This is a genomic window from Kitasatospora sp. NPDC091207, from assembly GCF_044768625.1.
Classification (GTDB): Bacteria; Actinomycetota; Actinomycetes; order Streptomycetales; family Streptomycetaceae; genus Kitasatospora.
Genome location: NZ_JBIVVS010000007.1, coordinates 148,650 through 172,397 on the forward strand (window position 1 = coordinate 148,650; position 23,748 = coordinate 172,397).

Genomic DNA, 23,748 nt, shown 5'->3' on the forward strand with positions numbered 1-23,748 from the left:
GCCTTCGGTGAACTCTCTCATTCCGCTGCTGGTGGCGGCTCCGCTGGCCGGTGCCGTCCTGCTGCTCCTCGGTGGTCGCCGCTTCGACCGGTTCGGCCACTGGCTGGCCACCGGACTGGCCGCGCTCTCGTTCGGCTTCGGGCTCGCGCTGTTCTCGGACCTGCTGGGCCGTGAGGCCGAGGACCGCTCGATCACGGAGCACCTGTACAGCTGGATCCCGGTGAACGGGTTCCAGGCCGACATCTCGTTCCAACTCGACCAGCTCTCGATGACGTTCGTCCTGCTGATCACCGGCGTGGGCACGTTGATCCACCTCTACTCGGTGGGTTACATGGCGCACGACGAGCGCCGGCGACGCTTCTTCGCGTACCTGAACCTCTTCCTGGCGGCCATGCTGCTGCTGGTGCTCGCCGACAACTACCTGCTGCTGTACGTCGGCTGGGAGGGCGTCGGCCTGGCCTCGTACCTGCTGATCGGCTTCTGGCAGCACAAGCCGAGCGCCGCGACGGCCGCCAAGAAGGCGTTCATCGTCAACCGCGTCGGCGACATGGGCCTGTCCATCGCCATCATGCTGATGTTCGTGGAGTTCGGCTCCTTCGCCTTCGGCCCGATCCTCGGCACGGAGGGGACGGTCGGCGCGGCCGGCCAGGCCAGCGAGGGCAAGCTGACCGCCATCGGGCTGATGCTGCTGCTGGCGGCCTGCGGCAAGTCCGCCCAGGTGCCGCTGCAGTCCTGGCTCGGGGACGCCATGGAGGGCCCGACCCCGGTCTCGGCCCTGATCCACGCGGCCACCATGGTGACCGCCGGCGTCTACCTGATCACCCGCTCCGGGACTGTCTTCAACCTGGCGCCGGACGCCCAGACCGCCGTGGTGGTGGTCGGCGCGGTCACCCTGCTGTTCGGGGCGATCGTCGGTTGCGCCAAGGACGACATCAAGAAGGCGCTGGCCGGCTCGACCATGTCGCAGATCGGCTACATGATCCTGGCGGCGGGCCTTGGCCCGATCGGCTACGCCGTCGCGATCATGCACCTGGTGACCCACGGCTTCTTCAAGGCCGGGCTCTTCCTCGGCGCCGGGTCGGTCATGCACGGCATGAACGACGAGGTGAACATGCGTCACTACGGCGGACTGCGCAAGTACATGCCGATCACCTTCGTCACCTTCGGCCTCGGCTACCTGGCCATCATCGGGTTCCCCGGCCTGTCGGGCTTCTTCTCCAAGGACAAGATCATCGAAGCGGCCTTCGCCAAAGGCGGCACGGAGGGCTGGATCCTCGGCCTCTGCACCCTGGTCGGCGCCGCGATCACCGCGTTCTACATGACCCGGGTGATGATCCTGACCTTCTTCGGCGAGAAGCGCTGGCAGCCGGACGCGGACGGCAACGACCCGCACCCGCACGAGTCGCCGAGCACCATGACCATCCCGATGATCGTGCTCGCCTTCGGCTCGGTCTTCGCCGGTGGGCTCTTCGTCCTGAACAACTCCTTCGTCACCTGGCTGGAGCCGGTCACCGGACACTCCGAGGGCAACTCGCCGCTCAGCCCGCTGGTGGTCACCCTGCTCACCATGGTCTGCATGCTGGCCGGTGTCGCGCTCTCGTACCTGATGTACGGCCGCTCCACCGTCCCCGTGGTGCCGCCGGTCGGCTCCCCGCTCACCCGGGCGGCCCGCCGCGACCTCCTCCAGGACGACTTCAACCACGCCGTCCTGGTCCGCCCCGGCTCGGCGCTCACCGCGGCGCTGGTCTACTTCGACAGCCGCGGCCTGGACGGCTTCGTCAACGGCCTGGCCGCCACCATCGGCGGGATCTCCAGCCGGTTGCGGCGGATCCAGAACGGCTATGTCCGCTCGTACGCGCTCTCCATGTTCGGCGGCACGCTGGTGCTGGTCGCCACGACTCTCCTGATGAGGTCCGTCTGATGGATTGGGATTACACAGACCGTCGGGGAGGCGCGGCATGAGTGCCCTGCTGACCGCCACCTGCGCCGTCCCGGCGGCCGGCGCGGTGCTCACCGCCGCGCTGCCCGCCGGGACGACCGGGCCCCGGCGGCGGACCACCAAGCTCGTCGCCCTGGGCGTCTCGGGCGTCACGCTGGCCCTGGCGGCCACCGCGGTCGCCCGGTTCGATCCCGACGGGGCCCGCTACCAGCTGACCGAGTCCTACAGCTGGATCCGCTCCTTCGGCATCACCTTCTCGCTCGGCGTGGACGGCATCGGTGCCGTGCTGGCCCTGCTCACGGCCGTCCTCGTGCCGGTCGTGATGCTGGCCTCCTGGCACGATGCCGACCCTCCCTCCCCTCCTGCCCGCGGGCAGGAGGGGGCCGCCTCCGCGGGACAGCAGGGGGCCGGGTCCGCCGCGCCGGACGGGACGTTCGAGAACAGGCGTCGCACTCAGGGCTTCTTCGCCCTGATCCTGGCGGTGGAGGCGATGGTGATCGTCTCCTTCTACGCCACCGACGTCTTCCTCTTCTACGTGTTCTTCGAAGCCATGCTGATCCCGATGTACTTCCTCATCGGCGGCTTCGGCGACAGGGCGGGTGGCCCGGAGTCGGCCCGTCAGCGGTCCTACGCGGCGGTGAAGTTCCTGCTGTACAACCTGCTCGGCGGACTGGTCATGCTGGCCGCCGTGATCGGGCTGTACGTCATCGCGCAGGACCAGGGGTTCGGCACCTTCGACCTCCGGACGCTGACCACCGCGATCGCCGACGGTCAGCTGGTGCTCAGCGGCACCGCCGAGAAGGCGCTGTTCCTCGGCTTCTTCTTCGCCTTCGCGGTGAAGGCCCCGCTCTGGCCGCTGCACACCTGGCTGCCCAACGCGATGGGCGAGTCCACCGCCGGAACGGCCGTGCTGATCACCGCGGTGGTCGACAAGGTCGGCACCTTCGCGATGCTCCGCTTCTGCCTCGGGCTCTTCCCGGACGCCTCGAAGACCTTCGCCCCGGCGATCATGGTCCTCTCGGTGATCGGGATCATCTACGGCGCGCTGCTGGCCATCGGCCAGAAGGACATCAAGCGGCTGGTCGCGTACGCCTCCATCTCGCACTTCGGCTTCATCATCATGGGCATCTTCGCGCTGACCAGCCAGGGCCAGAGCGGAGCCACCCTCTACATGGTCAACCACGGCATCTCCACCGCCGCGTGGATGCTGGTGGCCGGCTTCCTGATCTCCCGCCGCGGCTCGCGCCTGATCGCCGACTACGGCGGCGTGCAGAAGGTCGCCCCGGTACTCGCCGGAACGTTCCTGATCGGCGGCCTGGCCACGCTGTCGCTGCCGGGGCTGGCACCCTTCGTCAGCGAGTTCCTGGTGCTGGTCGGCACGTTCACCCGGTACCCGGCGATCGGCATCGTCGCCACCTTCGGCATCGTGCTCGCCGCGCTCTACGCCCTGCTGCTCTACCAGCGCACCATGACCGGCCCGGTCAAGGCCGAGGTGCGCGGCATGCCCGACCTCAAGGCGCGCGAGCTCGCGGTCGTCGCCCCGCTGGTGGCCCTGACCATCCTGCTCGGCGTCTACCCGAAGCCGCTCACCGACATCGTCAACCCGTCGGTGGACGCGACCCTCTCACAGGTCCACGAGACCGACCCGGCACCGGCCCACCCGGTCGCCGCCACCTCAGGAGGTGAGCACAAGTGAGCACCACCGGTTGGCTCGCCGCCGCCGGCGGCAACACGTCGAGCATTCCGGCGCCGCACGTCGAGTACGGCCAGCTCTCCCCGATGCTGGTGGTGTTCGGCGCCGCCGTGACCGGCATCCTGCTGGAGGCCTTCCTGCCCCGCCGCTACCGGCACTGGGCCCAGGTCTCGGTGGCCCTGTTCGGCCTGGCCGGTGCGTTCACCGCCGTGGTGGTGCTCGCCGCCCAGGGGTACGGCTCCACCAAGGTCGACCTGCTCGCCATGGGCTCGGTCGCGCTCGACGGCCCCGCGCTGTTCCTGCAGGGCGTGATCCTGCTGGCCTCGGTGGTCGCCGTGCTCACCTACGCCGAGCGGAAGCTGGAGCCCAAGGCCGGGGGAGAGCCGGCCGACGCGTTCGCCGCGCAGGCCGCCGCCACGCCCGGCGGTGAGCAGGAGCGCGCCGCTGTCCGGGCCGGTTTCGCCACCAGCGAGGTCTTCCCGCTCACCATGTTCGCGGTCGGCGGCATGCTGCTGTTCCCCGCCGCCAACGACCTGCTCACCATGTTCGTGGCGCTGGAGGTCTTCTCCCTCCCGCTCTACCTGCTCTGTGCGCTGGCCCGGCGCCGCCGTTTGCTCTCCCAGGAGGCGGCGGTCAAGTACTTCCTGCTCGGAGCCTTCGCCTCGGCGTTCTTCCTGTTCGGCACCGCCCTGCTGTACGGGTACGCGGGCAGTGTCCGGCTCGGCGAGATCTCGGACGTCATCTCCGGCAAGGCCCTGGCCACTCCGGCGCTGCTGTCCACCACCCAGAACGACGCCCTGCTCCTGGTGGGTCTGGCGCTGCTCGGGGTCGGTCTGCTCTTCAAGGTCGGCGCGGTGCCCTTCCACTCCTGGACCCCGGACGTCTACCAGGGCGCCCCGACCCCGGTCACCGGGTTCATGGCGGCGGCGACCAAGGTGGCGGCCTTCGGCGCCATGCTGCGGCTGTTCTACGTCGCCTTCCCCGGCCTGCGGCTGGACTGGCGGCCGGTGATGTGGGGCGTGGCGATCCTGACCATGGTGGTCGGCGCCATCCTGGCCGTCACCCAGCAGGACGTGAAGCGGCTCCTCGCCTACTCCTCCATCGCGCACGCCGGGTTCATCCTCACCGGTGTGATCGCCACCAACAAGCAGGGCCTCAGCTCCGTGCTGTTCTACCTGCTGGCGTACTCCTTCGTGACGCTCGGCGCGTTCGCCGTGGTCACGCTGGTGCGCGACTCCAAGGGCGAGGCCACCCACCTGTCCAGCTGGGCGGGCTTGGGCCGGAGGTCGCCGCTGGTGGCGGCGGTCTTCGCGCTGTTCCTGCTGGCCTTCGCCGGGATCCCGCTCACCTCCGGCTTCACCGGCAAGTTCGCGGTCTTCCAGGCCGCGGCGGCCGGCGGCGCGACCCCGTTGGTGATCGTGGGTGTGCTCAGCTCGGCGGTGGCGGCGTTCTTCTACATCAGGGTCATCGTGCTGATGTTCTTCTCGGACCCGCAGCCCGGCGGCCCGACCGTGGCCATCCCGAGCCCCTTCACGGCCACCGCGATCGGCATCGGCGTCGTGGTCACCATCGGCCTCGGGGTGCTCCCGCAGTACTTCCTGGACCTGGCGTCGAAGGCCTCGCTCTTCGTCCGCTGAGTGCCGGTGTCCGGGCGGTGCCGCACCGTCCGGACACCGGTCCGTCCTCCGGGTACCGGTCCCGGCCGGACGGCTTCACCGGCCGGGGAACCGCGCCACCGGTCGGAACCGCGCCACGTTCCCGGCGCCGCTCCACCGCCCGAAGTCCGGGCCGCGTGTTCGTCCGCGCGGCCCGGACGTGTCGTCTCCGGATCGGCTCCCACCAGCGGGTCCGGCCCGATCATGACAGGATCCGCACGCCCGTGCAGTGATCCACTCGCGACCGGATACCCTGCCTGTATGGCCAGCGGCGGCACTCAGGGACCAGGCCGCTAGATCGACCAGGGACAGAGGAGTGGTCTTCGTGACCGTCGTGGGACCCTTTGGGCTCAGCGTGCAGGACCGCGATCTGACCCGCGATGTCCAGTCCGGGATGGACGCGGTGGAGATCGCGCTCACCGAGGCCGTGAAGAGTGACGTCCCGTTCATCACCGTCACCGCCAGCCACCTGATGGAGGCCGGCGGCAAGCGCTTCCGGCCGCTGCTGGTGATGCTCGCCGCCCAGTTCGGCGACACCAACGCTCCGGGCGTGGTCCCGGCGGCCGTGGTGGTCGAGCTGACCCACCTCGCGACGCTCTACCACGACGACGTCATGGACGAGGCCCTCGTGCGCCGGGGCGCCCCGAGCGCCAACTCGCGCTGGGACAACTCGGTCGCCATCCTCACCGGCGACTTCCTCTTCTCCCGCGCCTCCCAGGTGCTCGCGGACCTCGGCCCGGAGGCCGTCCGGCTGCAGGCCGACGCGTTCGAGCGGCTGGTCACCGGCCAGATCCTGGAGACCGCCGGCCCCGGTCCGGAGGACGACCCGCTCCACCACTACCTCGATGTGCTGGCCGGCAAGACCGGCTCCCTGATCGCCGTCTCCTGCCGGATCGGCGCTCTCATGGCCGGCGCCGAGCCGTGGGTGACCGACATCCTCAGCGCGTACGGCGAGCGGATCGGCATCGCCTTCCAGCTGGCCGACGACGTGCTCGACATCGCCAGCGACGGCCACGAGTCCGGCAAGACCCCCGGCACCGACCTGCGCGAGGGCGTGCCGACCCTGCCCACCCTGCTGCTCCAGCAGATGCCGGCGGACGAGTCCGACCCGGCGGACCTGCGGCTGCGCGAGCTGCTCAGCACCGACCTCAGCGACGACGAGCCGCATGCCGAGGCGCTGCGCCTGCTGCGTCGCCACCCGGCGCTGGAGCACGCCCGCCGGGAGACCCTGCGGCACGCGGAGGAGGCCCGCGCGCTGCTCGACCCGCTGCCGGACGGCGCGGCGAAGGCGGCTCTCCAGGGCCTGTGCGACGCGGTGGCCATCCGCACCATGTGACCGGCCCGCCGGGTGGACCTGCCCGGCGGTGGTCCGACACCTCGTGAGCCGACGGCCTCGCGGGCCGGTGGGTCGAGCGGTGGCCGTGCGGTAGCCGGACGAAGGTGTGGTGGAAGCCGTTCGGTGTCCTCCGTGAGCCCCGGCGCCGGGCAGTCGGTGGGATTGACTGCCCGGCGGCCCGGGGCGTCCGCCGAATAGGGAAGACTGGCACCCGTCAGCACCGTCCGCAGCTCCGCCAATCCGGAAGGCCACCATGCTTCGCGTCGTCATCGCCGAAGACTCCGTCCTGCTTCGGGAGGGCCTGACCAGGCTGCTGACCGACCGCGGTCTGGAGGTCGTGGCGGGTGTCGGCGACGGCGAGGCCCTGCTGAAGGCCGTCCACGAGCTGGCCGCCGCCGACGCCCTGCCCGACGTGGTGGTCGCCGACGTCCGGATGCCGCCGACCCACACCGACGAGGGAGTGCGTGCCTGCGTCACGCTGCGCGGCCTCTATCCCGGGGTCGGTGTCCTGGTGCTGTCGCAGTACGTGGAGGAGCGGTACGCCTCCGAACTCTTGGCCGGTTCCACCCGGGGCGTGGGGTACCTGCTGAAGGACCGGGTCGCCGAGGTCCGTGAGTTCGTCGACGCCGTGGTCCGGGTCGCCGGGGGCGGTACCGCACTGGACCCCGAGGTCGTCCAGCAGCTGCTCAGCCGCAGCCGCAAGGGTGACGTACTGGCCGGGCTGACGCCGCGTGAGCGCGAGGTGCTCGGCCTGATGGCGGAGGGCCGGACCAACGCGGCGGTGGCCAAGCAGCTGGTGGTCTCGGACGGCGCGGTGGAGAAGCACGTCAGCAACATCTTCCTCAAGCTGGGCCTGGCCCAGAGCCCCGAGGACCACCGCCGGGTGCTCGCGGTCCTCACCTACCTGAACTCATAGCCGGCCGCCGGTCGACCGCCGACCGGTCGCGGGCCCGCGGTCGACGTGGAACCGGCGCGCGCACCCTGATGTGCGCCCGAACCGATCCGTACACGCTCGGTGCGAGGTAGGACACGAACCGTGTTCTCGGGACATCCGATGGTGATTTCCCGCCGCATTGGGTAGTTCCGTCCCAGGCAACCCTTACCCGCATAGGATGCGAGAGGTGCACCAGGCGGACGGGGCACACGGCTCACGCCCGCGGCTGGTGCCCACGAGGAGGTCCGCGGCAGTGACCAGTCAGGTCGATCAGTCAGAAGCGGTGGACGGCTCGGACGGCGGCGAGGGCCGTTCCGGGTCCGGTGAGGGCCGCTCCGGCCCCGCCGTGCCGGCCGGCCCGCAGCCCAGACGCGCCAAGCCGATCCGCAGACTGGATCGGGTGATCATCCGGTTCGCCGGGGATTCCGGTGACGGGATGCAGCTCACGGGTGACCGTTTCACCTCGGAGACGGCGTCCTTCGGTAACGACCTCTCCACTCTGCCCAACTTCCCGGCCGAGATCCGGGCTCCCGCCGGGACGCTTCCGGGTGTCTCCTCGTTCCAGTTGCATTTCGCCGATCACGACATCCTGACCCCGGGGGACGCGCCGAACGTTCTGGTGGCGATGAATCCGGCGGCTCTTAAGGCGAATGTGCCGGATCTGCCGCGGGGTGCGGAGATCATCGTCAATACCGATGAGTTCACCAAGCGGGCGCTGGCGAAGGTCGGTTATCCGGCGGATCCGCTGGGCGACGGCTCGTTGGAGGCGTACCACCTGCACAGGGTGCCGCTGACCACGCTGACGCTGGAGGCGCTCAAGGACAGTGGGCTGGCCCGTAAGGACGCCGAGCGGGCGAAGAACATGTTCGCGCTGGGTCTGCTGTCGTGGATGTACCACCGGCCGACGCAGGGGACCGAGTCGTTCCTGCGCGGGAAGTTCGCGAAGAAGCCGTTGATCGCCGAGGCCAATATCGTGGCGTTCCGGGCGGGTTGGAACTTCGGGGAGACCACGGAGTCGTTCGCGGTGTCGTACGAGGTGGCGCCGGCGCGGCTGCCGGCGGGGCGTTACCGCAACATCTCCGGGAATCTGGCGTTGTCGTACGGTCTGATCGCGGCGGCGGAGCGTTCCGGGCTGCCGCTCTTCCTGGGTTCGTATCCGATCACGCCGGCGTCGGACATCCTGCACGAGCTGAGCGGGCACAAGGATTTCGGTGTGCGGACGTTCCAGGCGGAGGACGAGATCGCGGGGATCGGGGCGGCGCTGGGTGCCGCTTTCGGTGGGGCGCTGGGTGTGACGACGACGTCGGGTCCGGGGGTGGCGTTGAAGAGCGAGACGATCGGTCTGGCGGTGTCGCTCGAACTGCCGTTGCTGGTGGTCGACATCCAGCGTGGTGGTCCGTCGACGGGTCTGCCGACGAAGACCGAGCAGGCGGACCTGTTGCAGGCGATGTTCGGGCGCAATGGTGAGGCGCCGGTGCCGATCGTGGCTCCGGCGACGCCGGCGGAGTGTTTCGACGCGGCTTTGGAGGCGGCCCGGATCGCGGTGACGTACCGTACTCCGGTGTTCCTGTTGTCGGACGGTTATCTGGCGAACGGGTCCGAGCCGTGGCGGATTCCCGAGGTGGGTGAACTGCCGGTGATCGCGGCGGACTTCGCGACGGGTCCGAACCGTGAGGACGGTTCGTTCTGGCCCTACCAGCGTGATCCGCGGACGCTGGCCCGGCCCTGGGCGGTGCCCGGTACGCCGGGTCTGGAGCACCGGATCGGGGGGATCGAGAAGCAGGACGGCACGGGGAACATCTCCTACGACCCGGCCAACCACGATTTCATGGTCCGCACCCGGCAGGCGAAGGTCGACGGTATCGCGGTGCCCGAGGTCGAGGTCGACGACCCCGGCGGCGCGGCCCGCGTCCTGGTCCTCGGCTGGGGCTCGACCTACGGACCGATCACCGCGGCCGTGCGCCGGGTCCGGGCCGACGGTGGGCACGTCGCCCAGGCGCACCTGCGGAATCTGAATCCCTTCCCGGCCAACCTCGGCGCGGTGCTGAAGAGTTATGACAAGGTCATCGTTCCGGAGATGAATCTGGGGCAGTTGGCGTTGTTGTTGCGCGCCAAGTACCTGGTGGACGCGGAGTCCTACAACCAGGTGCGCGGACTGCCCTTCAAGGCGGCCCAGTTGGCGGACGTGCTGGGGGCGGCGATCGGCAGCCTGGACGCATCGGAGAGCGGCCGGGAAGGCGGTCCGGCGAGCGGTCCGGCAAGTGGCCCGGACAACGCTTCGGCGTCCGGTGCGGCGTCCGGTGCGGCGGCCGGTTCGGCGAGCGGTTCGGCGGTCGGTGCCGTGGACGAGGAGGACAACCGATGAGTGAGCAGTTCCCCTCCTTGAAGCTGGTGCCGAAGGCCGAGGCGCCGCAGAGCGCGAAGGAGTTCAAGACCGATCAGGAGGTGCGGTGGTGTCCCGGTTGCGGGGACTACGCGATCCTGGCGGCCGTGCAGTCGTTCATGCCGGAGCTGGGGATCAGGCGGGAGAACACCGTCTTCGTCTCCGGTATCGGGTGTTCCTCGCGCTTCCCGTACTACATGAACACCTATGGCGTGCACTCGATCCACGGGCGGGCGCCGGCCATCGCGACCGGGCTGGCCTCCTCCCGGCGGGACCTGAGCGTCTGGGTGGTGACGGGGGACGGCGACGCCCTCTCGATCGGCGGCAATCACCTGATCCACGCGCTGCGGCGGAACGTCAATCTGAAGATCCTGTTGTTCAACAACCGGATCTACGGTCTGACCAAGGGTCAGTACTCGCCGACCAGTGAGGTGGGGAAGATCACCAAGTCCACGCCGATGGGCTCGCTGGACGCGCCGTTCAACCCGCTCTCGCTGGCGATCGGCGCGGAGGCCTCCTTCGTCGCCCGGACCATCGATTCCGACCGTCAGCACCTCCAGTCCGTGCTGCGGGCGGCGGCGGAGCACGAGGGTACGGCGTTGGTGGAGATCTACCAGAACTGCAACATCTTCAATGACGGGGCCTTCGAGGTCCTGAAGGATCCGGGCACGCGTGACGAGGCGCTGGTGCGTCTGGAGCACGGGCGGCCGGTCCGTTTCGGCGCCGACCTGTCCCGGGGTGTCTTCCGTGCCGCCGACGGTGAGCTGTACGTGGACGCCGTCACGGCCGACAACGAGGCCTCGGTGATCGTCCACGACGCCCACGCGGCCGGCCCCGCGGCGGCGTTCGCCCTCTCCCGGATCGCCGACGCCGACACCCTGCACCACACCCCGATCGGCGTGCTCCGCAGCGTCCGCCGCCCGGTGTACGACGAACTGATGGCCGAGCAGCTGACGGCGGCGACGGCGCAGCGCGGCCCGGGGGACCTCGGCGCACTGCTCGCGGGCCGTGACACCTGGACGGTGGACTGACCGGACCGGCCTCCCCGGCCTCCCCGACAGCCCCGACGCCCCCCGGGCGACGGGAACGACGACGCCCCCCGGCTCTGCCAGGGGGCGTCGTCCTGTCGTTGCCGCTGTTACTGCTGCACCCACTCGACCAACTGGATCACCACTCCGTTCGGGTCGGTGACCTGGAAGAGGTTCTCGCCCCACGGCTCCTCGCGCAGCGGCATGGTGATCCTGACGCCCTCGCCCCGGAGTCGGGCCTCCTCGCCGGCCAGGTCGGTGACGACGAAGGCCAGGATCAGCCCGGCCGCGCACTGGTCCCGGACGTCCTCGGGCAGCACCTCGATGCCGCGCCGCAGGTAGACGACGTTCATCCCGGCGTCTTCGCGGCCGAGCGAGACGAAACCGTCGGCCGCCATCTGCTCGGCGAATCCGAAGTGCTTCTGAAGGAAGTCGGCGGAGGCGGCGACGTCCGCGACGGTGAGCGAGACAGCGGATCCGGTGATCTGCATCAGGTAGTGCCCTTTCGTCGGCGATTATCCCGTACGCAGTACACTGTACAACGTACGGAGAATTGCGATAGGGCTGTTTCCGGTCATGCCGATGGCTGGAAACCGATGAGAGTCCGGGAGCTGATCAGAGTCGGCCGCCGTCGCCGGGTGCCGGGCGACCGGCTTTGCGCGAGGGAGTGTCCGCCGGGGCGGTCGGCCTGCGCCGCGGTGGTGGGCGTGCCGTTGGATCGGCGCACCTCCCGGAAGGCCGCGAGGTCTCAGCCGATCCCGGGGAGAGGGTCCTGGTCGACCTCGTGGCGGGGGACGCGTTCGGCGGGATCGCGGCACTCCGGGCCGAGTCGGAGAATCCGGGACTCGGGGTCGTGGAGCGGCCGGTGGCAGCGGCGGCAGGTGACCCGGGAGCGCACGGCCTCGGGCGAGGCGGTGCCGGGAAGGGGCTCGGGCCGGGGGTCGGAGGCGGCATTGGTCATGGGGCCGACGGTAGCCGGGCGGGCGTCGTGAAAGGATCTCCCCATGCCCAGCGACCGCAGCAGCGCAGGAGATCCGGCGCGTACCCTCGCCCTGCTCTGGGGGCTGACGGCGGAGGAGAAGCCGGGCCGACGCGGGCCCAGGCAGGCGCGGTCCACGGTCGAGATCGCCGCGGCGGCGATCGCGCTCGCGGACGCCGAGGGCGTCGATTCCGTGACGATGCGGCGCGTCTCCCAGGAGCTCGGGCTCTCCCCGATGGCGCTCTACACCTACGTCCCCGGCAAGGCCGAGCTGCTCGACCTGATGCTGGACACCGTCTACGCGACCATGCCGCGCAGCGCCCCTGTTGGCGAGGGCTGGCGGGCCAGGGTCGCCGCGGTCGCGGACGACAACCGCGCGCTCCATGGCGCTCACCCCTGGGTGGCGAGCGTCTCCACCAGCCGCCCGCCGCTGGGGCCGGGGCTGATGGCCAAGTACGAGTACGAGTTGCGTGCCCTGGAGGGCACCGGCCTGCCGGACGTGGAGCTGGACGCCGCGCTCACCCACCTGCTGGGCTTCGTCCAGACCTGCGCCCGGATGGGCGCCGACGAGCGGGCCGCGCAGCAGGACAGCGCGATGACCGATGAGCAGTGGTGGGTGGCGAACGCGGATCTGCTGGCCCGGGTGTTCGACCCCGAGCGGTTCCCCGTCGCGGCCCGTGTCGGTGCGGCCGCCGGCGAGGTGTACGGCGGCGCTTACAGCGCGGACCACGCGTACGCCTTCGGTCTGGCGCGGGTGCTGGACGGGCTCGCGGTGCTGATCGGGGAGCAGCGGCGCTGACGACGCGCGAATCAGTAGACCGGTCGGTCCGTTTCGAGGGGCTCTCAGTAGACCGGTCTGCATATTCGACTGCGCGGCACGGGGGCCCGACTTCTCGGTACGGCGAACTCTGTAGACCGGTCGACATATTCAGCCCGGGAATGTCACTGACGGTGACCCCGACCGCCTGCCCCCTGTGGACCGCCTGTCCTCTGTAGACCGACCGATGTAGACCGACCGACATATGTAGACCGACCGACATAAAAAGCGCGCGGACCAGCGCCAGGGGTCAGCGCGGGCGGGTGTCGTACGCGGCGCGGGCGGTCTGGACGGCGGGGACGCGACTCTCGGACCAGTGGGCGAGGGCTGCCACCAGCCCGGCGGCCTCCCGGCCGAGTGGGGTGAGGCTGTAGTCCACGCGTGGCGGGATCACCGGGTGGGCCTCGCGGAGGACGAAGCCGTCGCGCTCCAGGGTCTGGAGGGTCTGCGCCAGCATCTTCTCGCTCACCCCCGAGACGCGGCGGCGCAGCTCGCTGAAGCGGTAGCCGCGCTCGTTCAGCGCCGCCAGCACCAGCACGCCCCAGCGGCTGGTGACGTGCTCCAGCACACCGCGCGAGGGGCACATGCGGTCGTAGACGTCCGGCGGGGGCAGTTCGCCGAGAGGCACGGCCGAACGGGGTGCGGCGGCCGTGGTGGCTTCGTCCTGGGTCATTACCTGCATGTCAGTACCCTACTTTGAAGTGCGTACTTTCGATAGGTTAGTGCCACCCCTAGGGTGAGTGTCGAAGCGGAAGTCCAACGGGCAGCGGCCCGACCCGACCCGGCTTGACCCGATCCGACCCAGGGAGCAGCACCATGTACGTCGTCACCGGAGCCACTGGACAGCTCGGCCGGCTGGTCGTCGAGGGCCTGCTGGCCAAGGTTCCCGCCCATGAGGTGGCGGTCGCCGTCCGTTCCGCCGAGAAGGCCGCCGACCTCGCCGCCCGCGGCGTGACCGTCCGCGTGGTCGACTACGACCGGCCGGAGACCCTGGCGGGTGCCTTCGCGGCAGGCGACCGGGTGCTGCTGATCTCGGGCAGCGAGGTCGGCCGCCGGATCCCGCAGCACACCGCGGTGATCGAGGCGGCGCGCGCTGCCGGTGTCGCGCTGCTCGCGTACACCAGTGCGCCGGGTGCGGCCACCTTCCGGCTGGCGGACGAGCACAAGGCCACCGAGGCGGCGATCCGGGAGTCCGGTCTGCCCTTCTCCTTCCTCCGCAACGGCTGGTACACCGAGAACTACCTGGGCGACGCGGCCGGCACCGCGGCGCGCGGCGCGGTGATCGGCAGCGCCGGGCAGGGCCGGGTGGCCAGTGCCCCGCGTCGGGACTACGCCGACGCGGCGGTCGCGGTGCTGGTCGGCGAGGGCCGGGGGAGCGGTCACGAGAACACGGTGTACGAGCTCAGCGGCGACGTCGCGTGGAGCCTCCCGGAGCTGGCCGCCGAGCTGGCGCAGGCCTCGGGCAAGCCCGTCGAGCACCGCGAGGTGACCCCGGCCGAGCACCGCGCGGTCCTGGTCGGCGCCGGCCTTCCGGAAGGGTTCGCCGAGGTCCTGGTGGACGTGGACGCCGGCATCGCGCGCGGCGAGCTGGCCGGTACGCCGGGCGACCTGGCCCGGCTGATCGGCCGCCCGACCGTCCCGCTGGCCGAGAGCGTGCGCGCGGCGCTCGGCGCCTGACGCCCCGGGAGGAGGCGCTGAGCGCCGGAGGGCCCGCGCCACATGCTCTCCGGAATCGCCCGTCCATCCCATGTCATGAGCAAAAAGCAAATACGGAGATGACAGCCTGCCCCCGCGCCCGCTACCGTCGGCTCGACACACGCGCGCGCGGAGGGCAGGCCGTCCATGGCAGAGACAACCCAGCAGGAGGCCGGCCGGGGCCTTTGGTACGGCCTGGCCGCCTACGGGATGTGGGGGCTCTTCCCGCTGTTCTGGCCGTTGCTGGAGCCGGGGGCCGCCGACGACATCCTGGCCAACCGGATGGTCTGGTCGCTGGTCGCGGTGGTGCTGCTGCTGGTCGCGCAACGGCACTGGAGCTGGATACGCCCGCTGCTGCGCCAGCCCCGCCGGCTGGCCATGCTGGGCGGAGCCGCCGCCGTGATCTCGATCAACTGGGGCGTCTACATCTGGGGGGTCAACGCCGGTCATGTCGTCGAGACCAGCCTCGGTTACTTCATCAACCCGCTGGTCACCATCGCCTTCGGCGTGCTGGTGCTCAAGGAGCGGCTGCGGGTGGCGCAGTGGGCGGCCGTCGGCATCGGCGCCCTCGCGGTGGCGGTGCTGACCGTCGGCTACGGGCGGCTGCCCTGGATCGCGCTGACCCTGGCGTTCTCGTTCGCGACCTACGGGCTGCTGAAGAAGAAGGTCGGGCTGAGCGGGCTGGAGAGCCTGGCCGCCGAGAGCGCCTTCATGTTCCCGTTCGCGCTCGGTTACCTGATCTACCTGGAGGTCTCCGGTCGCGGCACCTTCGGGCACACCGTGGCCGGTTCGTACGGCTGGGGGCACTCGGGGCTGCTGCTGCTCAGCGGGGTGATCACCGCCGTCCCGCTGCTCTGCTTCGGCGCGGCGGCGGTGCGGGTGCCGCTCACCGTGCTCGGGCTGCTGCAGTACCTGGCGCCGGTGTTCCAGTTCCTGATCGGTGTCGCGGTGTTCCACGAGTCCATGCCGCCCGCCCGCTGGGCCGGCTTCTCGCTGGTCTGGGCCGCGCTGGCCATGCTGACCTGGGATGCGCTGCGGCGGGTGCGGACCGACCGGGCGCGGCGGGCGGCCGCCCTGGCCCGGCCGGTGGCCGACGCGCCGGCCGACGGCACCCCGGTGGCCGACGCCCCGGCCCCGGCAACCACCCGCTGACCGGAGCCCCACCGCGACAAAGAACCGCCGACCGGCCCGCCGCCGGACGCGGGCCGGCCCGGGCACCCCGCCGCAGGCCGACCCGGGGCTGCCGCGGGCCGACCCGGGCAACCCCGGTCCGGCACAGCCCGGGACCGTCCAGCGGCCCCGGGCTCGCTACGCGGTGATGTCCCGGCTGGTGAAGCGGGACCAGGCGGCCGAGCCGAAGACGGCGACGTACGCGGCCTGCAATCCGAGGTTGTCCAGGACGCCGTCCCAGTACATCGGTTCACGCAGCAAGTCCCCGAAGCTCAGCCAGTGGTGGGTGAAGAGGAACGGCTGGATCGCGTGCAGCTGGGGGAAGCTGTCGAGGATCTGGACGGTGATCACCAGCCCGACGGTGGCGGCCATCGCCGCGATGCCGCTGCCGGTGAGCGTCGAGATGAAGAGCCCGATCGCGACCAGCCCGGCCAGCGAGGCGGCCACGACCAGTGCCACCAGTACCGCCCGCAGCAGCGCCTCGCCCAGCCCGATCGTCTCCCCGGAGATCAGCGTGACCTCCCCGAGCGGGAACAGCGCGGCGCCGGTCGCGAGCGCGGCCAGTGCGACCGTCGCCGTCGCCGCCAGGCAGAACACCAGACCGGCCGTGAACTTGGCGGCCAGCAGCCTGGTCCGCCCGGCCGGCGCGACCAGCAGGTAGCGCAGGGTGCCGCCGGCCGCTTCACCGGCCACCGCGTCGCCGGCGACCACACCGACCGTCATCGGCAGGAAGATCGGCAGGGCCACGGCCAGTGCGGTGAAGACCAGGAAGAGACCGTTCTGCGTCACCTGGGCGATGAAGGCCGGGCCCCCGCCACCGCTCGGCCCGTCCGTCTCGATCTTGATCACCACGCCGATCAGGACCGGCAGCACCGCCAGGATCCCCAGGAGCACCATCGTTCGCACCCGGCGGAAGGTCAGCAGCAACTCGCTGCGGAACAGGGCCAGGAACCCGGCCACCGTCTGCGGTCGACGCCCGGCCACGCGCGCCGTCGTCAGATCCGCGGCCCGCGGTGCGACCGGTGTGCCCGCCAAGCCCGCCACTCCCGTCGCGGCCGTGGTGCCCGCCACGCTCGTCCCACTCGTCGTGCCCGTCACGCCCGGAGCCTCAGCCCGCGACATCGAAGCCCTCCCCCGTCAGCGCCACGAAGGCGTCCTCCAACGTGCCCCGCTCCACTCCGAAGCCGCGCACCCGCACACCGGCCGCGACCAGTGCCGCGCAGAGTTCCGGCAGGTGGTCCTCGGTGAGCGTGCCCAGCTCGCCGTCCACCCGGTCCTCGCCCGGCAGTACGGCGGAGACCCGGTGTGCCGTCAGCACCCCGGCGGCCAGTGCCACGTCGGGGGTGCGGACCACCAGCCGGCCCTGGGCCCGGGCGGCCAGCTCGGCGACGGTGCCCTGCACCACCAGCCGGCCGCGCGACATCACCGCCGCGTGCGTGCAGACCTGCTCGATCTCGTCCAGCAGGTGCGAGGAGAGGAAGACCGTCGTGCCCTCGGCCGCGACCTCCCGGATCAGCGCCCGGATCTCCCGCATGCCCTGCGGGTCCAGGCCGTTGGTCGGCTCGTCCAGGACCAGCAGCTCGCGCGGCTGGAGGAGCGCCGAGGCCAGACCGAGCCGCTGCTTCATACCCAGCGAGTAGGCCCGGGCCTTCTTGCCGGCCGCGGCGGACAGTCCCACCCGGTCCAGCGCTTCGGTGACCCGCTTGCGGCGGGTGCGCGGGTCGGCGGTCGGATCGGCCGCGTCGAACCGGGCCAGGTTGTCCCGGCCGGACAGGAACCCGTACAGCGCCGGGCCCTCGATCAACGCGCCGACCCGCGGCAGCACGGTGGCGACGGACTGCGGCATCGGCGCGCCGAGCACGGTGGCCACGCCGGAGGTGGGCGCGATCAGGCCCATCAGCATGCGGATGGTGGTGGTCTTGCCGGAGCCGTTGGGCCCGAGGAAGCCGAAGACCGAACCGCGGGGGACCGCCAGGTCGAGTCCGTCGACGGCGAGCTGGCCGCCGCGGAAGCGTTTGGTCAGCCCCTGGGTCCTGATCACGTCATCGGTCGGGACGACGCCGGACCGGCCGGAGAACGCGACGGCGGAAGCAGCGGAAGCGACGGCAGGACCAGCAGCACCAGCCGGTCCAGCGGCACCAACGGGAGCGGCAGAAGCATCGGGAACGACAGGAACGGCCACGGGGGCCGGGCGCGCTGCGGCGCCCCGGCCCCCGGCCGGCTCCGTAACGTCCCCCGTTACGGGAGCCCGGGTCACTTACTTCACCCCGGCCGCACTCTGCAGCACCGGCAGCGTCACCGCGCCCGCGAAGACCCGGCCGTCATCGGTGACCAGCACGTTCAGCACCTTGGTGCTGATCAGCGAGCCGCCCGCGACCGGCTTGCCGAGGGCCTTCGCCAGCCCCGCCGGGTTCTGCGGCCCGGCGGGGCCGCCCTTGCCGTGCCGGCCCTGCTTGCCCTCGGCCGGCACCGTGACGTCGCCGGTGGGCAGCGTGGCGGTCAGTACCGCGGTCCAGCCCTCGCCGATCACGTTGGGACCGTCGACGCGCCCCGGAATGCCCGCCGCGTCCTGCTCGCCCGGCGCGCCCTTCACGGCCTCCTCCGACAGGGCCGGCGCCTTTCCGCCGGCCTTGCCCTCCGTCACCTTGGCGCCCTTGGGCGCCACGAACTCGAAGGTCTTGGCGGCCGGCTTCGCGAACGACACCTCGGTGAAGTGGATGTCCAGCACGGTGCCCCCGTCGGAGCCCTTGACCACGACCGCGAGCGGTACGCCGTTGTCGGCGGCGACCGCGATCCGCACCTCGCCGATGGTCGAGCCGGACTGGGTGGGCTTCACACTGAGCCGGTACGCCTTCTGCCCGGCCACGTTGGCCGTGCCGTCCACGGTGACGGCGGTGGTGCCCGCGCCCGCCGCGAGGAACTGCCGCGCGACCTCCTGCGGGGTGGTCGGCACACCGGTCAGCGGGGCCTTGCCGGGGCGGCCCTCGGGCCGTGCGCCCTGAGCACCGGTCAGGTGGAGCGCCTCGTTGGTGGCGCTGTCCCAGGCCCAGAACTGGTCGCCGTTGTGGACCAGCTCGTACCCGGCCAGGTTCTCGATCAGGCCGACCCGCTGGCGGTCCGGGCCGTCCACCGAGACCCGCAGGGTGTGCTCGCCGTCGAGCAGTGCGGCCAGCTTGGCCTCCGGCGCCGCCGCGGACGACGTACCGGAGTCGGACCCCGGACCCGAGGACCCCGGACCCGAGGACCCCGATCCCGACCCCGGAGCGCCCGCGCCCGCCCCCGGAGCCGATCGCGCCGCCCCACCGATCCCGCCGCCGGCCGCCGCGAGCAGCTGGCTCGGCACCCCGAGGTCGGCGGAGACCGAGACCGTCCCGGACAGCGTCTGCGCCTGCGAGCCGAGCGCCTTCGCGACGACCTGCTCCGCCGTCAGCGTCGGCAGGTCGGGCGCGGAGTCGTCGGCGAGCGCCGGCACCAGGCCGACCCCGGCGGCGATCACCGCCGCCACCGCCACCGGTACCGCCACCCGCACCGCGGTCCGCCGCCCCGAGCGATAGGGCACGCCGCTGCCCTGGTGCCGTTCAGTCGTCGTGTCGTCCGTCATAGCGTCCAACCCCTCCGTAACCGTGACCGACTGCTGTCCACTCCATTACAAGGCCCGGGGGCGTCCGGGGCATCGCTCTGCAGGGCCAGATCGGGCTCGGCCTCCCGGTGCAGGCGACCCTGATACGGCCTCAGGGTCACCTCCTCCGGACGTACCGGAACTGGCGTAGTGTCGCGCCATGGACGCAACCTTCACCCCGACTGCGAACGCGATGCGGCGCGCCCTGCGCCGTGCCCGGGACGGTGTCGCGCTGGACGCGACAGAGGCTGCGGTGCTGCTCCAGGCCAGAGGCGCGGACCTCGCGGACCTCTGTACGAGTGCCGCCCGGGTGCGCGACGCGGGCCTCGCGACGGCCGGCCGGCCGGGCGTCATCACGTACTCCAAGAGCGTCTTCATCCCGCTCACCCGGCTCTGCCGCGACAAGTGCCACTACTGCACCTTCGCCACCGTGCCCGGCAAGCTGCGCCGGGCCGCGCAGGGCACCGCGGGGGCGCTCCCCGGGCGGAGCCACGGGATGTTCATGTCGCCGGACGAGGTGCTGGAGGTGGCCCGGCGCGGTGCCGAACTGGGCTGCAAGGAAGCCCTGATCACGCTCGGGGACAAGCCCGAGGACCGCTGGCCCGAGGCCCGCGAGTGGTTGGACGCCCACGGCTACGACGACACCATCGCCTACGTCAGGGCGATGTCCATCCGCATCCTGGAGGAGACCGGTCTGCTGCCGCACCTCAACCCCGGGGTGCTGAGCTGGACGGACTTCCAACGGCTCAAGCCGGTCTCGGCCTCCATGGGCATGATGCTGGAGACCACCGCGACCAGGCTCTGGAGTGAGCCGGGCGGCCCGCACTACGGCTCGCCCGACAAGGAGCCGGCCGTCCGGCTCCGGGTGCTGGAGGACGCCGGGCGCAGCTCGGTGCCGTTCACCAGCGGGTTGCTGATCGGCATCGGCGAGACGTACGAGGAGCGCGCGGAGTCGCTGTTCGCGCTGCGCCGGATCTCCCGGGCCTACCACGGCATCCAGGAGCTGATCCTGCAGAACTTCCGCGCCAAGCCGGACACGGCGATGCGCGGCATGCCCGACGCCGAGCTGGACGAGCTGGTCGCCACCGTGGCGGTGGCCCGGCACATCATGGGCCCGGCCGCCTGCCTCCAGGCGCCGCCGAACCTGGTGGACGGCGAGTACGAGCGGCTCATCGGCGCGGGGATCGACGACTGGGGCGGCGTCTCGCCGCTGACGCCCGACCATGTGAACCCCGAGCGCCCCTGGCCGCAGATCGACCGGCTCGCGGAGCACTCCGCGGCGGCCGGGTTCGAACTGCGCGAGCGGCTCGCGATCTACCCCGAGTACGTCCGGCACGGCGAGCCCTGGCTGGATCCGCGGGTGCTGCCGCACGTCCGGGCGCTGTCCGACCCGGAGACCGGTCTGGCCCGCCCGGACGCGGTGGTCCAGGGCCACCCCTGGCAGGAGCCGGAGGACCTGCCCGCCTCCTACGGGCGGACGGACCTGCACACCGCCATCGACACCGAGGGCCGCACCGGCGATCGTCGGGCCGACTTCGAGGACGTGTACGGGGACTGGCAGGTGCTGCGCGAGCAGGTGCTCGCCAAGGGCGCCCCCGAGCGGCTGGCCGGCGATCTGCGCGGGGCGCTGGCGGTCGCCGCCGACGACCCGACGCGGCTGACGGACGACCAGGCGCTGGCGCTGTTCCACGCGGACGGCCCGGCGCTGGACGCGCTCTGCCGGATCGCCGACGACGTGCGCCGCGCGGCGGTCGGCGAGGACGTCACCTACTGCGTCACCCGGAACATCAACTTCACCAACGTCTGCTACACCGGCTGCCGGTTCTGCGCCTTCGCCCAGCGCCGCACCGACGCGGACGCCTACACGCTCTCCCTGGAGCAGGTGGCCGACCGGGCCGCGCAGGCCTGGGAGGTCGGCGCCACCGAGGTCTGCATGCAGGGCGGGATCCACCCCGACCTGCCCGGGACCGCCTACTTCGACATCGCGCGCGCGGTCAAGGAGCGGGTGCCCGGCATCCACGTGCACGCCTTCTCGCCGATGGAGGTGGTCAACGGCGCGACCCGGACCGGGCTCTCCGTCCGCGACTGGCTGCAGGAGGCCAAGGCGGCGGGGCTGGACACCATCCCGGGCACGGCCGCCGAGATCCTGGACGACGACGTCCGCTGGGTGCTCACCAAGGGCAAGCTGCCCGCCGCGACCTGGGTGGAGGTCGTCACCACCGCGCACGAGCTGGGCATCCGTTCCTCCTCCACGATGATGTACGGGCACGTGGACACGCCGGGGCACTGGCTCGGGCACCTGCGGCTGCTGGCGGAGATCCAGCAGCACACCGGCGGGTTCACCGAGTTCGTGACGCTGCCGTTCATCCACACCAACGCCCCGGTCTACCTGGCCGGCATCGCCCGGCCCGGGCCGACCGCGCGGGACAACCGGGCGGTGGTCGCGATGGCACGCCTGCTCCTGCACCCGCACATTCCCAACATCCAGACCAGCTGGGTGAAGCTGGGCGCCGAGGGCGCGGCCGAGATGCTCCGCTCGGGCGCCAACGACCTGGGCGGCACGCTGATGGAGGAGACCATCTCGCGGATGGCCGGTTCGGCGTACGGCAGTTACAAGTCGGTCCGGGACCTCCGGGCGATCGCCGAGGCGGCGGGGCGCCCGCACCGGCAGCGCACCACCACCTACGGTGAGGTGCCCGCCGAGCGGCTGGCGGCGGCCCTGGCCTCGGACGGCCACCTGCCGAAGCTGCTGCCGGTCCTGGACTGAGAGCGCCGGCCGCCGGGCCCCGGGGAACCCGGCGGCCCGGTGGCGGCGTCCACGTCGTGACGGTCCGAGGCGCCGACCGCCACGACGGACGACGAACGGGGTCACGGTGGCGACGGAGGACGGCACGGGTCTTCGGGGCCCGTGGTGGGTGGCCGGCCCGGGCGCCCGCGCAGGAGTGCGCTGGGCCGTGCTCGGCCTGTTGCCGGTGGTGGCCGCGGTCGGCTGGGGGTTGGAGGTCTACGCGCAGGAGACCCACCGGCAGCTGGTCTGGGGGCTGTGCCGTCCGGCCGATCCGCTGCCCGGCCTGGTCCGGGTCGCGGCCGTCGCGGCGCCACTGCTGAGCCTGCCGGCCTCGGCGGCCGCCGGCCTGATCGCGGCCCGGGCCCGGCAGCGCCCCGTCCTGCTGGTGGTCGCGGCCGCGGTCGCCGTCCTCCTGGGGCTGCTCGGCGCGCTGGAGGCCTACGCCACCGTCGACCTGCTGGTCGGCGACCACAGCGACGGGGACACCTGCGAGCGCTGAGCGGCTGTGGGCCGGTGCGCCCCACGGCCGCTCAGCGGCCCGGTGGCCTCAGCCGACGAGCAACTGGCCGCGCAGGTCGCGCAGGTCCCGCGCGTCCAGGCCGAGACCGGACTTCAGGTAGCCGTCGAAGGTGCCGTACGTCTTCCGCACCTCGTCGAAGCCGGCGGCGAGGTACTCCGCCCGGACCTCCAGCAGCGGCTTGTAGACGGCCTGGTAGGCCGGCGGCAGCTGGGCCAGGGTGGCGGCGTTCTCGGCGGCCCGGTAGGTGTTGCTGGCCAGGTAGTCGGCCTCGACGGTCGCGCGCGGCACGCCGAGGGCGGTGAGCAGCGCGGCGGAGGCCCAGCCGGTGCGGTCCTTGCCGGCGGTGCAGTGGAAGAGGACGTTCTCGTCGTCGCGCTCGACCAGGGAGTTGAGCACCGCGTGGTACGCCGTCCTGGCGCTGTCGGCGGAGACCATGGTGCGCTCGGCGTCGGTCATCGCCTGGACGGCGGCCTGCGGGGTGGTGACGTTGAAGGCGCCGGTGTCGGCCACGCCGAGCACGTTGGCGTGCACGGCGGTGGCGCCGGCCGGGAGGCGGTCCGGGGCGGTCTTCTGCTCGGCGGGCGTGCGCAGGTCGAAGACGGTCCGGATGCCGAGCCGGCGCAGCTTGGCGAGGTCCGGCTCGGTGAGCTTGGAGAGGTCGCCGGAGCGGTACACGACGCCCGTCCGGACCCACTGGCCGTCGGCGGTGCGGTAGCCGCCCGCGTCGCGGAAGTTGGGCGCGGAGGCGAGGTGCAGCGAGCGGTCGGCGACGACCAGCGGCGCACCGCGGTCCGGGACCAGCTCGAAGTACCAGCGGTCGGCGGCGGCGAGGCCGGTCACCGTCACGGTGGCGGTGCCGGCGCCCTTGGCGACCGCCTTGCGGTGGCGGATGTCGTCCGGGTCCGTGCCGGCGTAGACGGTGACGCCGAGGGCGCCGGGGGCGGTCCAGGTCAGCGTGAAGCCGCCGTCGGCCTGCGGGGTGACGGCGGCGGCGGTGAAGGGGATGGCGTGTGCCGAGTGCCGGGCGGCGGCCGGGGCGGGGGAGCCGGCCGGTGCGGCGACGGCGAGCGCCGGGGTGCCGAGGGCCAGCGCACCGGTGAGGGCGAGTGCGGTGGTCAGGCGGGTGCGGGAGATGGTCATGGCCCGGGACGGTAGGCAGTCCGGGGTGGTCGGCCGTGGCCTGCGCATGGCG

At 72.0% G+C, this 23,748-nt stretch carries 18 protein-coding genes and 1 pseudogene; 12 read left to right on the forward strand and 7 right to left on the reverse strand.

Translation table 11 applies throughout. The features are described 5' to 3' along the window. Positions 1-7 precede the first annotated feature (7 nt). The 7 genes and pseudogenes from nuoL (at position 8) to ACIQTO_RS15265 (ending at position 10,971) form a co-directional block, all read left to right on the forward strand. Positions 8-1,921, forward strand: coding sequence for an NADH-quinone oxidoreductase subunit L (nuoL, locus tag ACIQTO_RS15235; protein ID WP_402388044.1), 1,914 nt, complete (start codon positions 8-10; stop codon positions 1,919-1,921). A 37-nt stretch (positions 1,922-1,958) separates the two neighbouring features. Further along, entirely contained in the window at positions 1,959-3,635 is a 1,677-nt protein-coding gene (locus tag ACIQTO_RS15240; protein WP_402388045.1) for an NADH-quinone oxidoreductase subunit M, read from the forward strand. Continuing rightward, positions 3,632-5,269, forward strand: coding sequence for an NADH-quinone oxidoreductase subunit NuoN (gene nuoN, locus ACIQTO_RS15245; RefSeq protein WP_402388046.1), 1,638 nt, complete (start codon positions 3,632-3,634; stop codon positions 5,267-5,269). The genes ACIQTO_RS15240 and nuoN overlap by 4 nt, the downstream gene beginning before the upstream one ends. A gap of 343 nt (positions 5,270-5,612) precedes the next feature. Further along, entirely contained in the window at positions 5,613-6,623 is a 1,011-nt protein-coding gene (locus ACIQTO_RS15250; protein WP_402388047.1) for a polyprenyl synthetase family protein, read from the forward strand. 253 nt (positions 6,624-6,876) lie between these two features. Further along, on the forward strand, positions 6,877-7,539 hold the full coding sequence (locus ACIQTO_RS15255) for a LuxR C-terminal-related transcriptional regulator (protein WP_402388048.1): 663 nt from the start codon (positions 6,877-6,879) through the stop codon (positions 7,537-7,539). Positions 7,540-7,810: 271 nt separating this feature from the next. Further along, positions 7,811-9,760 (forward strand): annotated as a pseudogene (locus ACIQTO_RS15260) (2-oxoacid:acceptor oxidoreductase subunit alpha); the annotation flags it as partial. Positions 9,761-9,918: 158 nt separating this feature from the next. Beyond that, positions 9,919-10,971, forward strand: a complete 1,053-nt coding sequence (locus tag ACIQTO_RS15265; protein ID WP_402388049.1) for a 2-oxoacid:ferredoxin oxidoreductase subunit beta — start codon at positions 9,919-9,921, stop codon at positions 10,969-10,971. Between the two features lie 107 nt (positions 10,972-11,078). On the opposite strand, the gene ACIQTO_RS15270 is transcribed toward ACIQTO_RS15265, so the two are convergent. After that, positions 11,079-11,459: a VOC family protein gene (locus ACIQTO_RS15270; RefSeq protein WP_402388050.1), complete on the reverse strand. Its 381-nt coding sequence runs from the start codon at positions 11,457-11,459 to the stop codon at positions 11,079-11,081. A 257-nt stretch (positions 11,460-11,716) separates the two neighbouring features. Further along, positions 11,717-11,929 (reverse strand): DUF6011 domain-containing protein, encoded by a 213-nt coding sequence (locus ACIQTO_RS15275; RefSeq protein WP_402388051.1) that lies wholly within the window; start codon positions 11,927-11,929, stop codon positions 11,717-11,719. Positions 11,930-11,972: 43 nt separating this feature from the next. Between ACIQTO_RS15275 and ACIQTO_RS15280 the strand changes: the two genes are divergently transcribed. Continuing rightward, positions 11,973-12,746, forward strand: a complete 774-nt coding sequence (locus ACIQTO_RS15280; protein WP_402388052.1) for a TetR/AcrR family transcriptional regulator C-terminal domain-containing protein — start codon at positions 11,973-11,975, stop codon at positions 12,744-12,746. A 268-nt stretch (positions 12,747-13,014) separates the two neighbouring features. On the opposite strand, the gene ACIQTO_RS15285 is transcribed toward ACIQTO_RS15280, so the two are convergent. Beyond that, entirely contained in the window at positions 13,015-13,350 is a 336-nt protein-coding gene (locus ACIQTO_RS15285; protein ID WP_402388158.1) for a winged helix-turn-helix transcriptional regulator, read from the reverse strand. 230 nt (positions 13,351-13,580) lie between these two features. Here ACIQTO_RS15285 and ACIQTO_RS15290 point away from each other — a divergent pair, with 230 nt between their 5' ends. Together ACIQTO_RS15290 and rarD are read left to right on the forward strand one after the other, a co-directional pair. After that, on the forward strand, positions 13,581-14,441 hold the full coding sequence (locus ACIQTO_RS15290) for an SDR family oxidoreductase (protein WP_402388053.1): 861 nt from the start codon (positions 13,581-13,583) through the stop codon (positions 14,439-14,441). A gap of 165 nt (positions 14,442-14,606) precedes the next feature. Further along, positions 14,607-15,611 carry an EamA family transporter RarD gene (gene rarD / locus ACIQTO_RS15295; RefSeq protein ID WP_402388054.1) on the forward strand — a complete coding sequence of 335 codons (1,005 nt, stop codon included), beginning with the start codon at positions 14,607-14,609 and terminating at the stop codon, positions 15,609-15,611. A 156-nt stretch (positions 15,612-15,767) separates the two neighbouring features. Here rarD and ACIQTO_RS15300 read toward each other — a convergent pair whose 3' ends face one another. From ACIQTO_RS15300 to ACIQTO_RS15310, 3 genes are all read right to left on the reverse strand, one after another. Beyond that, a complete protein-coding gene (locus ACIQTO_RS15300; protein WP_402388055.1) occupies positions 15,768-16,751 on the reverse strand; it encodes an ABC transporter permease in 984 nt (327 codons plus the stop codon). Continuing rightward, on the reverse strand, positions 16,738-17,670 hold the full coding sequence (locus ACIQTO_RS15305) for an ABC transporter ATP-binding protein (RefSeq protein ID WP_402388056.1): 933 nt from the start codon (positions 17,668-17,670) through the stop codon (positions 16,738-16,740). The genes ACIQTO_RS15300 and ACIQTO_RS15305 overlap by 14 nt, the downstream gene beginning before the upstream one ends. A gap of 216 nt (positions 17,671-17,886) precedes the next feature. Then, the gene (locus ACIQTO_RS15310) at positions 17,887-19,230 is read right to left on the reverse strand and encodes an outer membrane lipoprotein carrier protein LolA (protein WP_402388057.1); all 1,344 of its coding nucleotides are present in this window, start codon (positions 19,228-19,230) and stop codon (positions 17,887-17,889) included. A gap of 178 nt (positions 19,231-19,408) precedes the next feature. On the opposite strand from ACIQTO_RS15310, the gene ACIQTO_RS15315 reads away from it, so the two are divergent. Next, a complete protein-coding gene (locus tag ACIQTO_RS15315; protein WP_402388058.1) occupies positions 19,409-22,015 on the forward strand; it encodes a bifunctional FO biosynthesis protein CofGH in 2,607 nt (868 codons plus the stop codon). Between the two features lie 187 nt (positions 22,016-22,202). Then, a complete protein-coding gene (locus ACIQTO_RS15320) occupies positions 22,203-22,535 on the forward strand; it encodes a hypothetical protein (RefSeq protein WP_402388059.1) in 333 nt (110 codons plus the stop codon). A 48-nt stretch (positions 22,536-22,583) separates the two neighbouring features. On the opposite strand, the gene ACIQTO_RS15325 is transcribed toward ACIQTO_RS15320, so the two are convergent. Further along, positions 22,584-23,696 (reverse strand): tyrosine-protein phosphatase, encoded by a 1,113-nt coding sequence (locus tag ACIQTO_RS15325; RefSeq protein ID WP_402388060.1) that lies wholly within the window; start codon positions 23,694-23,696, stop codon positions 22,584-22,586. Positions 23,697-23,748: the final 52 nt, after the last annotated feature.

Bases quoted from the DNA above. Each gene is read 5' to 3' on its own strand.
- ACIQTO_RS15315 (WP_402388058.1), top strand. From the start codon at position 19,409: ATGGACGCAACCTTCACCCCGACTGCGAACGCGATGCGGCGCGCCCTG.
- ACIQTO_RS15255 (WP_402388048.1), top strand. From the start codon at position 6,877: ATGCTTCGCGTCGTCATCGCCGAAGACTCCGTCCTGCTTCGGGAGGGC.
- ACIQTO_RS15310 (WP_402388057.1), bottom strand. From the start codon at position 19,230: ATGACGGACGACACGACGACTGAACGGCACCAGGGCAGCGGCGTGCCC.
- ACIQTO_RS15290 (WP_402388053.1), top strand. From the start codon at position 13,581: ATGTACGTCGTCACCGGAGCCACTGGACAGCTCGGCCGGCTGGTCGTC.
- ACIQTO_RS15275 (WP_402388051.1), bottom strand. From the start codon at position 11,929: ATGACCAATGCCGCCTCCGACCCCCGGCCCGAGCCCCTTCCCGGCACC.
- ACIQTO_RS15325 (WP_402388060.1), bottom strand. From the start codon at position 23,696: ATGACCATCTCCCGCACCCGCCTGACCACCGCACTCGCCCTCACCGGT.
- ACIQTO_RS15240 (WP_402388045.1), top strand. From the start codon at position 1,959: ATGAGTGCCCTGCTGACCGCCACCTGCGCCGTCCCGGCGGCCGGCGCG.
- ACIQTO_RS15270 (WP_402388050.1), bottom strand. From the start codon at position 11,459: ATGCAGATCACCGGATCCGCTGTCTCGCTCACCGTCGCGGACGTCGCC.
- rarD (WP_402388054.1), top strand. From the start codon at position 14,607: ATGGCAGAGACAACCCAGCAGGAGGCCGGCCGGGGCCTTTGGTACGGC.
- ACIQTO_RS15265 (WP_402388049.1), top strand. From the start codon at position 9,919: ATGAGTGAGCAGTTCCCCTCCTTGAAGCTGGTGCCGAAGGCCGAGGCG.
- ACIQTO_RS15285 (WP_402388158.1), bottom strand. From the start codon at position 13,350: ATGTGCCCCTCGCGCGGTGTGCTGGAGCACGTCACCAGCCGCTGGGGC.
- ACIQTO_RS15300 (WP_402388055.1), bottom strand. From the start codon at position 16,751: ATGTCGCGGGCTGAGGCTCCGGGCGTGACGGGCACGACGAGTGGGACG.
- ACIQTO_RS15280 (WP_402388052.1), top strand. From the start codon at position 11,973: ATGCCCAGCGACCGCAGCAGCGCAGGAGATCCGGCGCGTACCCTCGCC.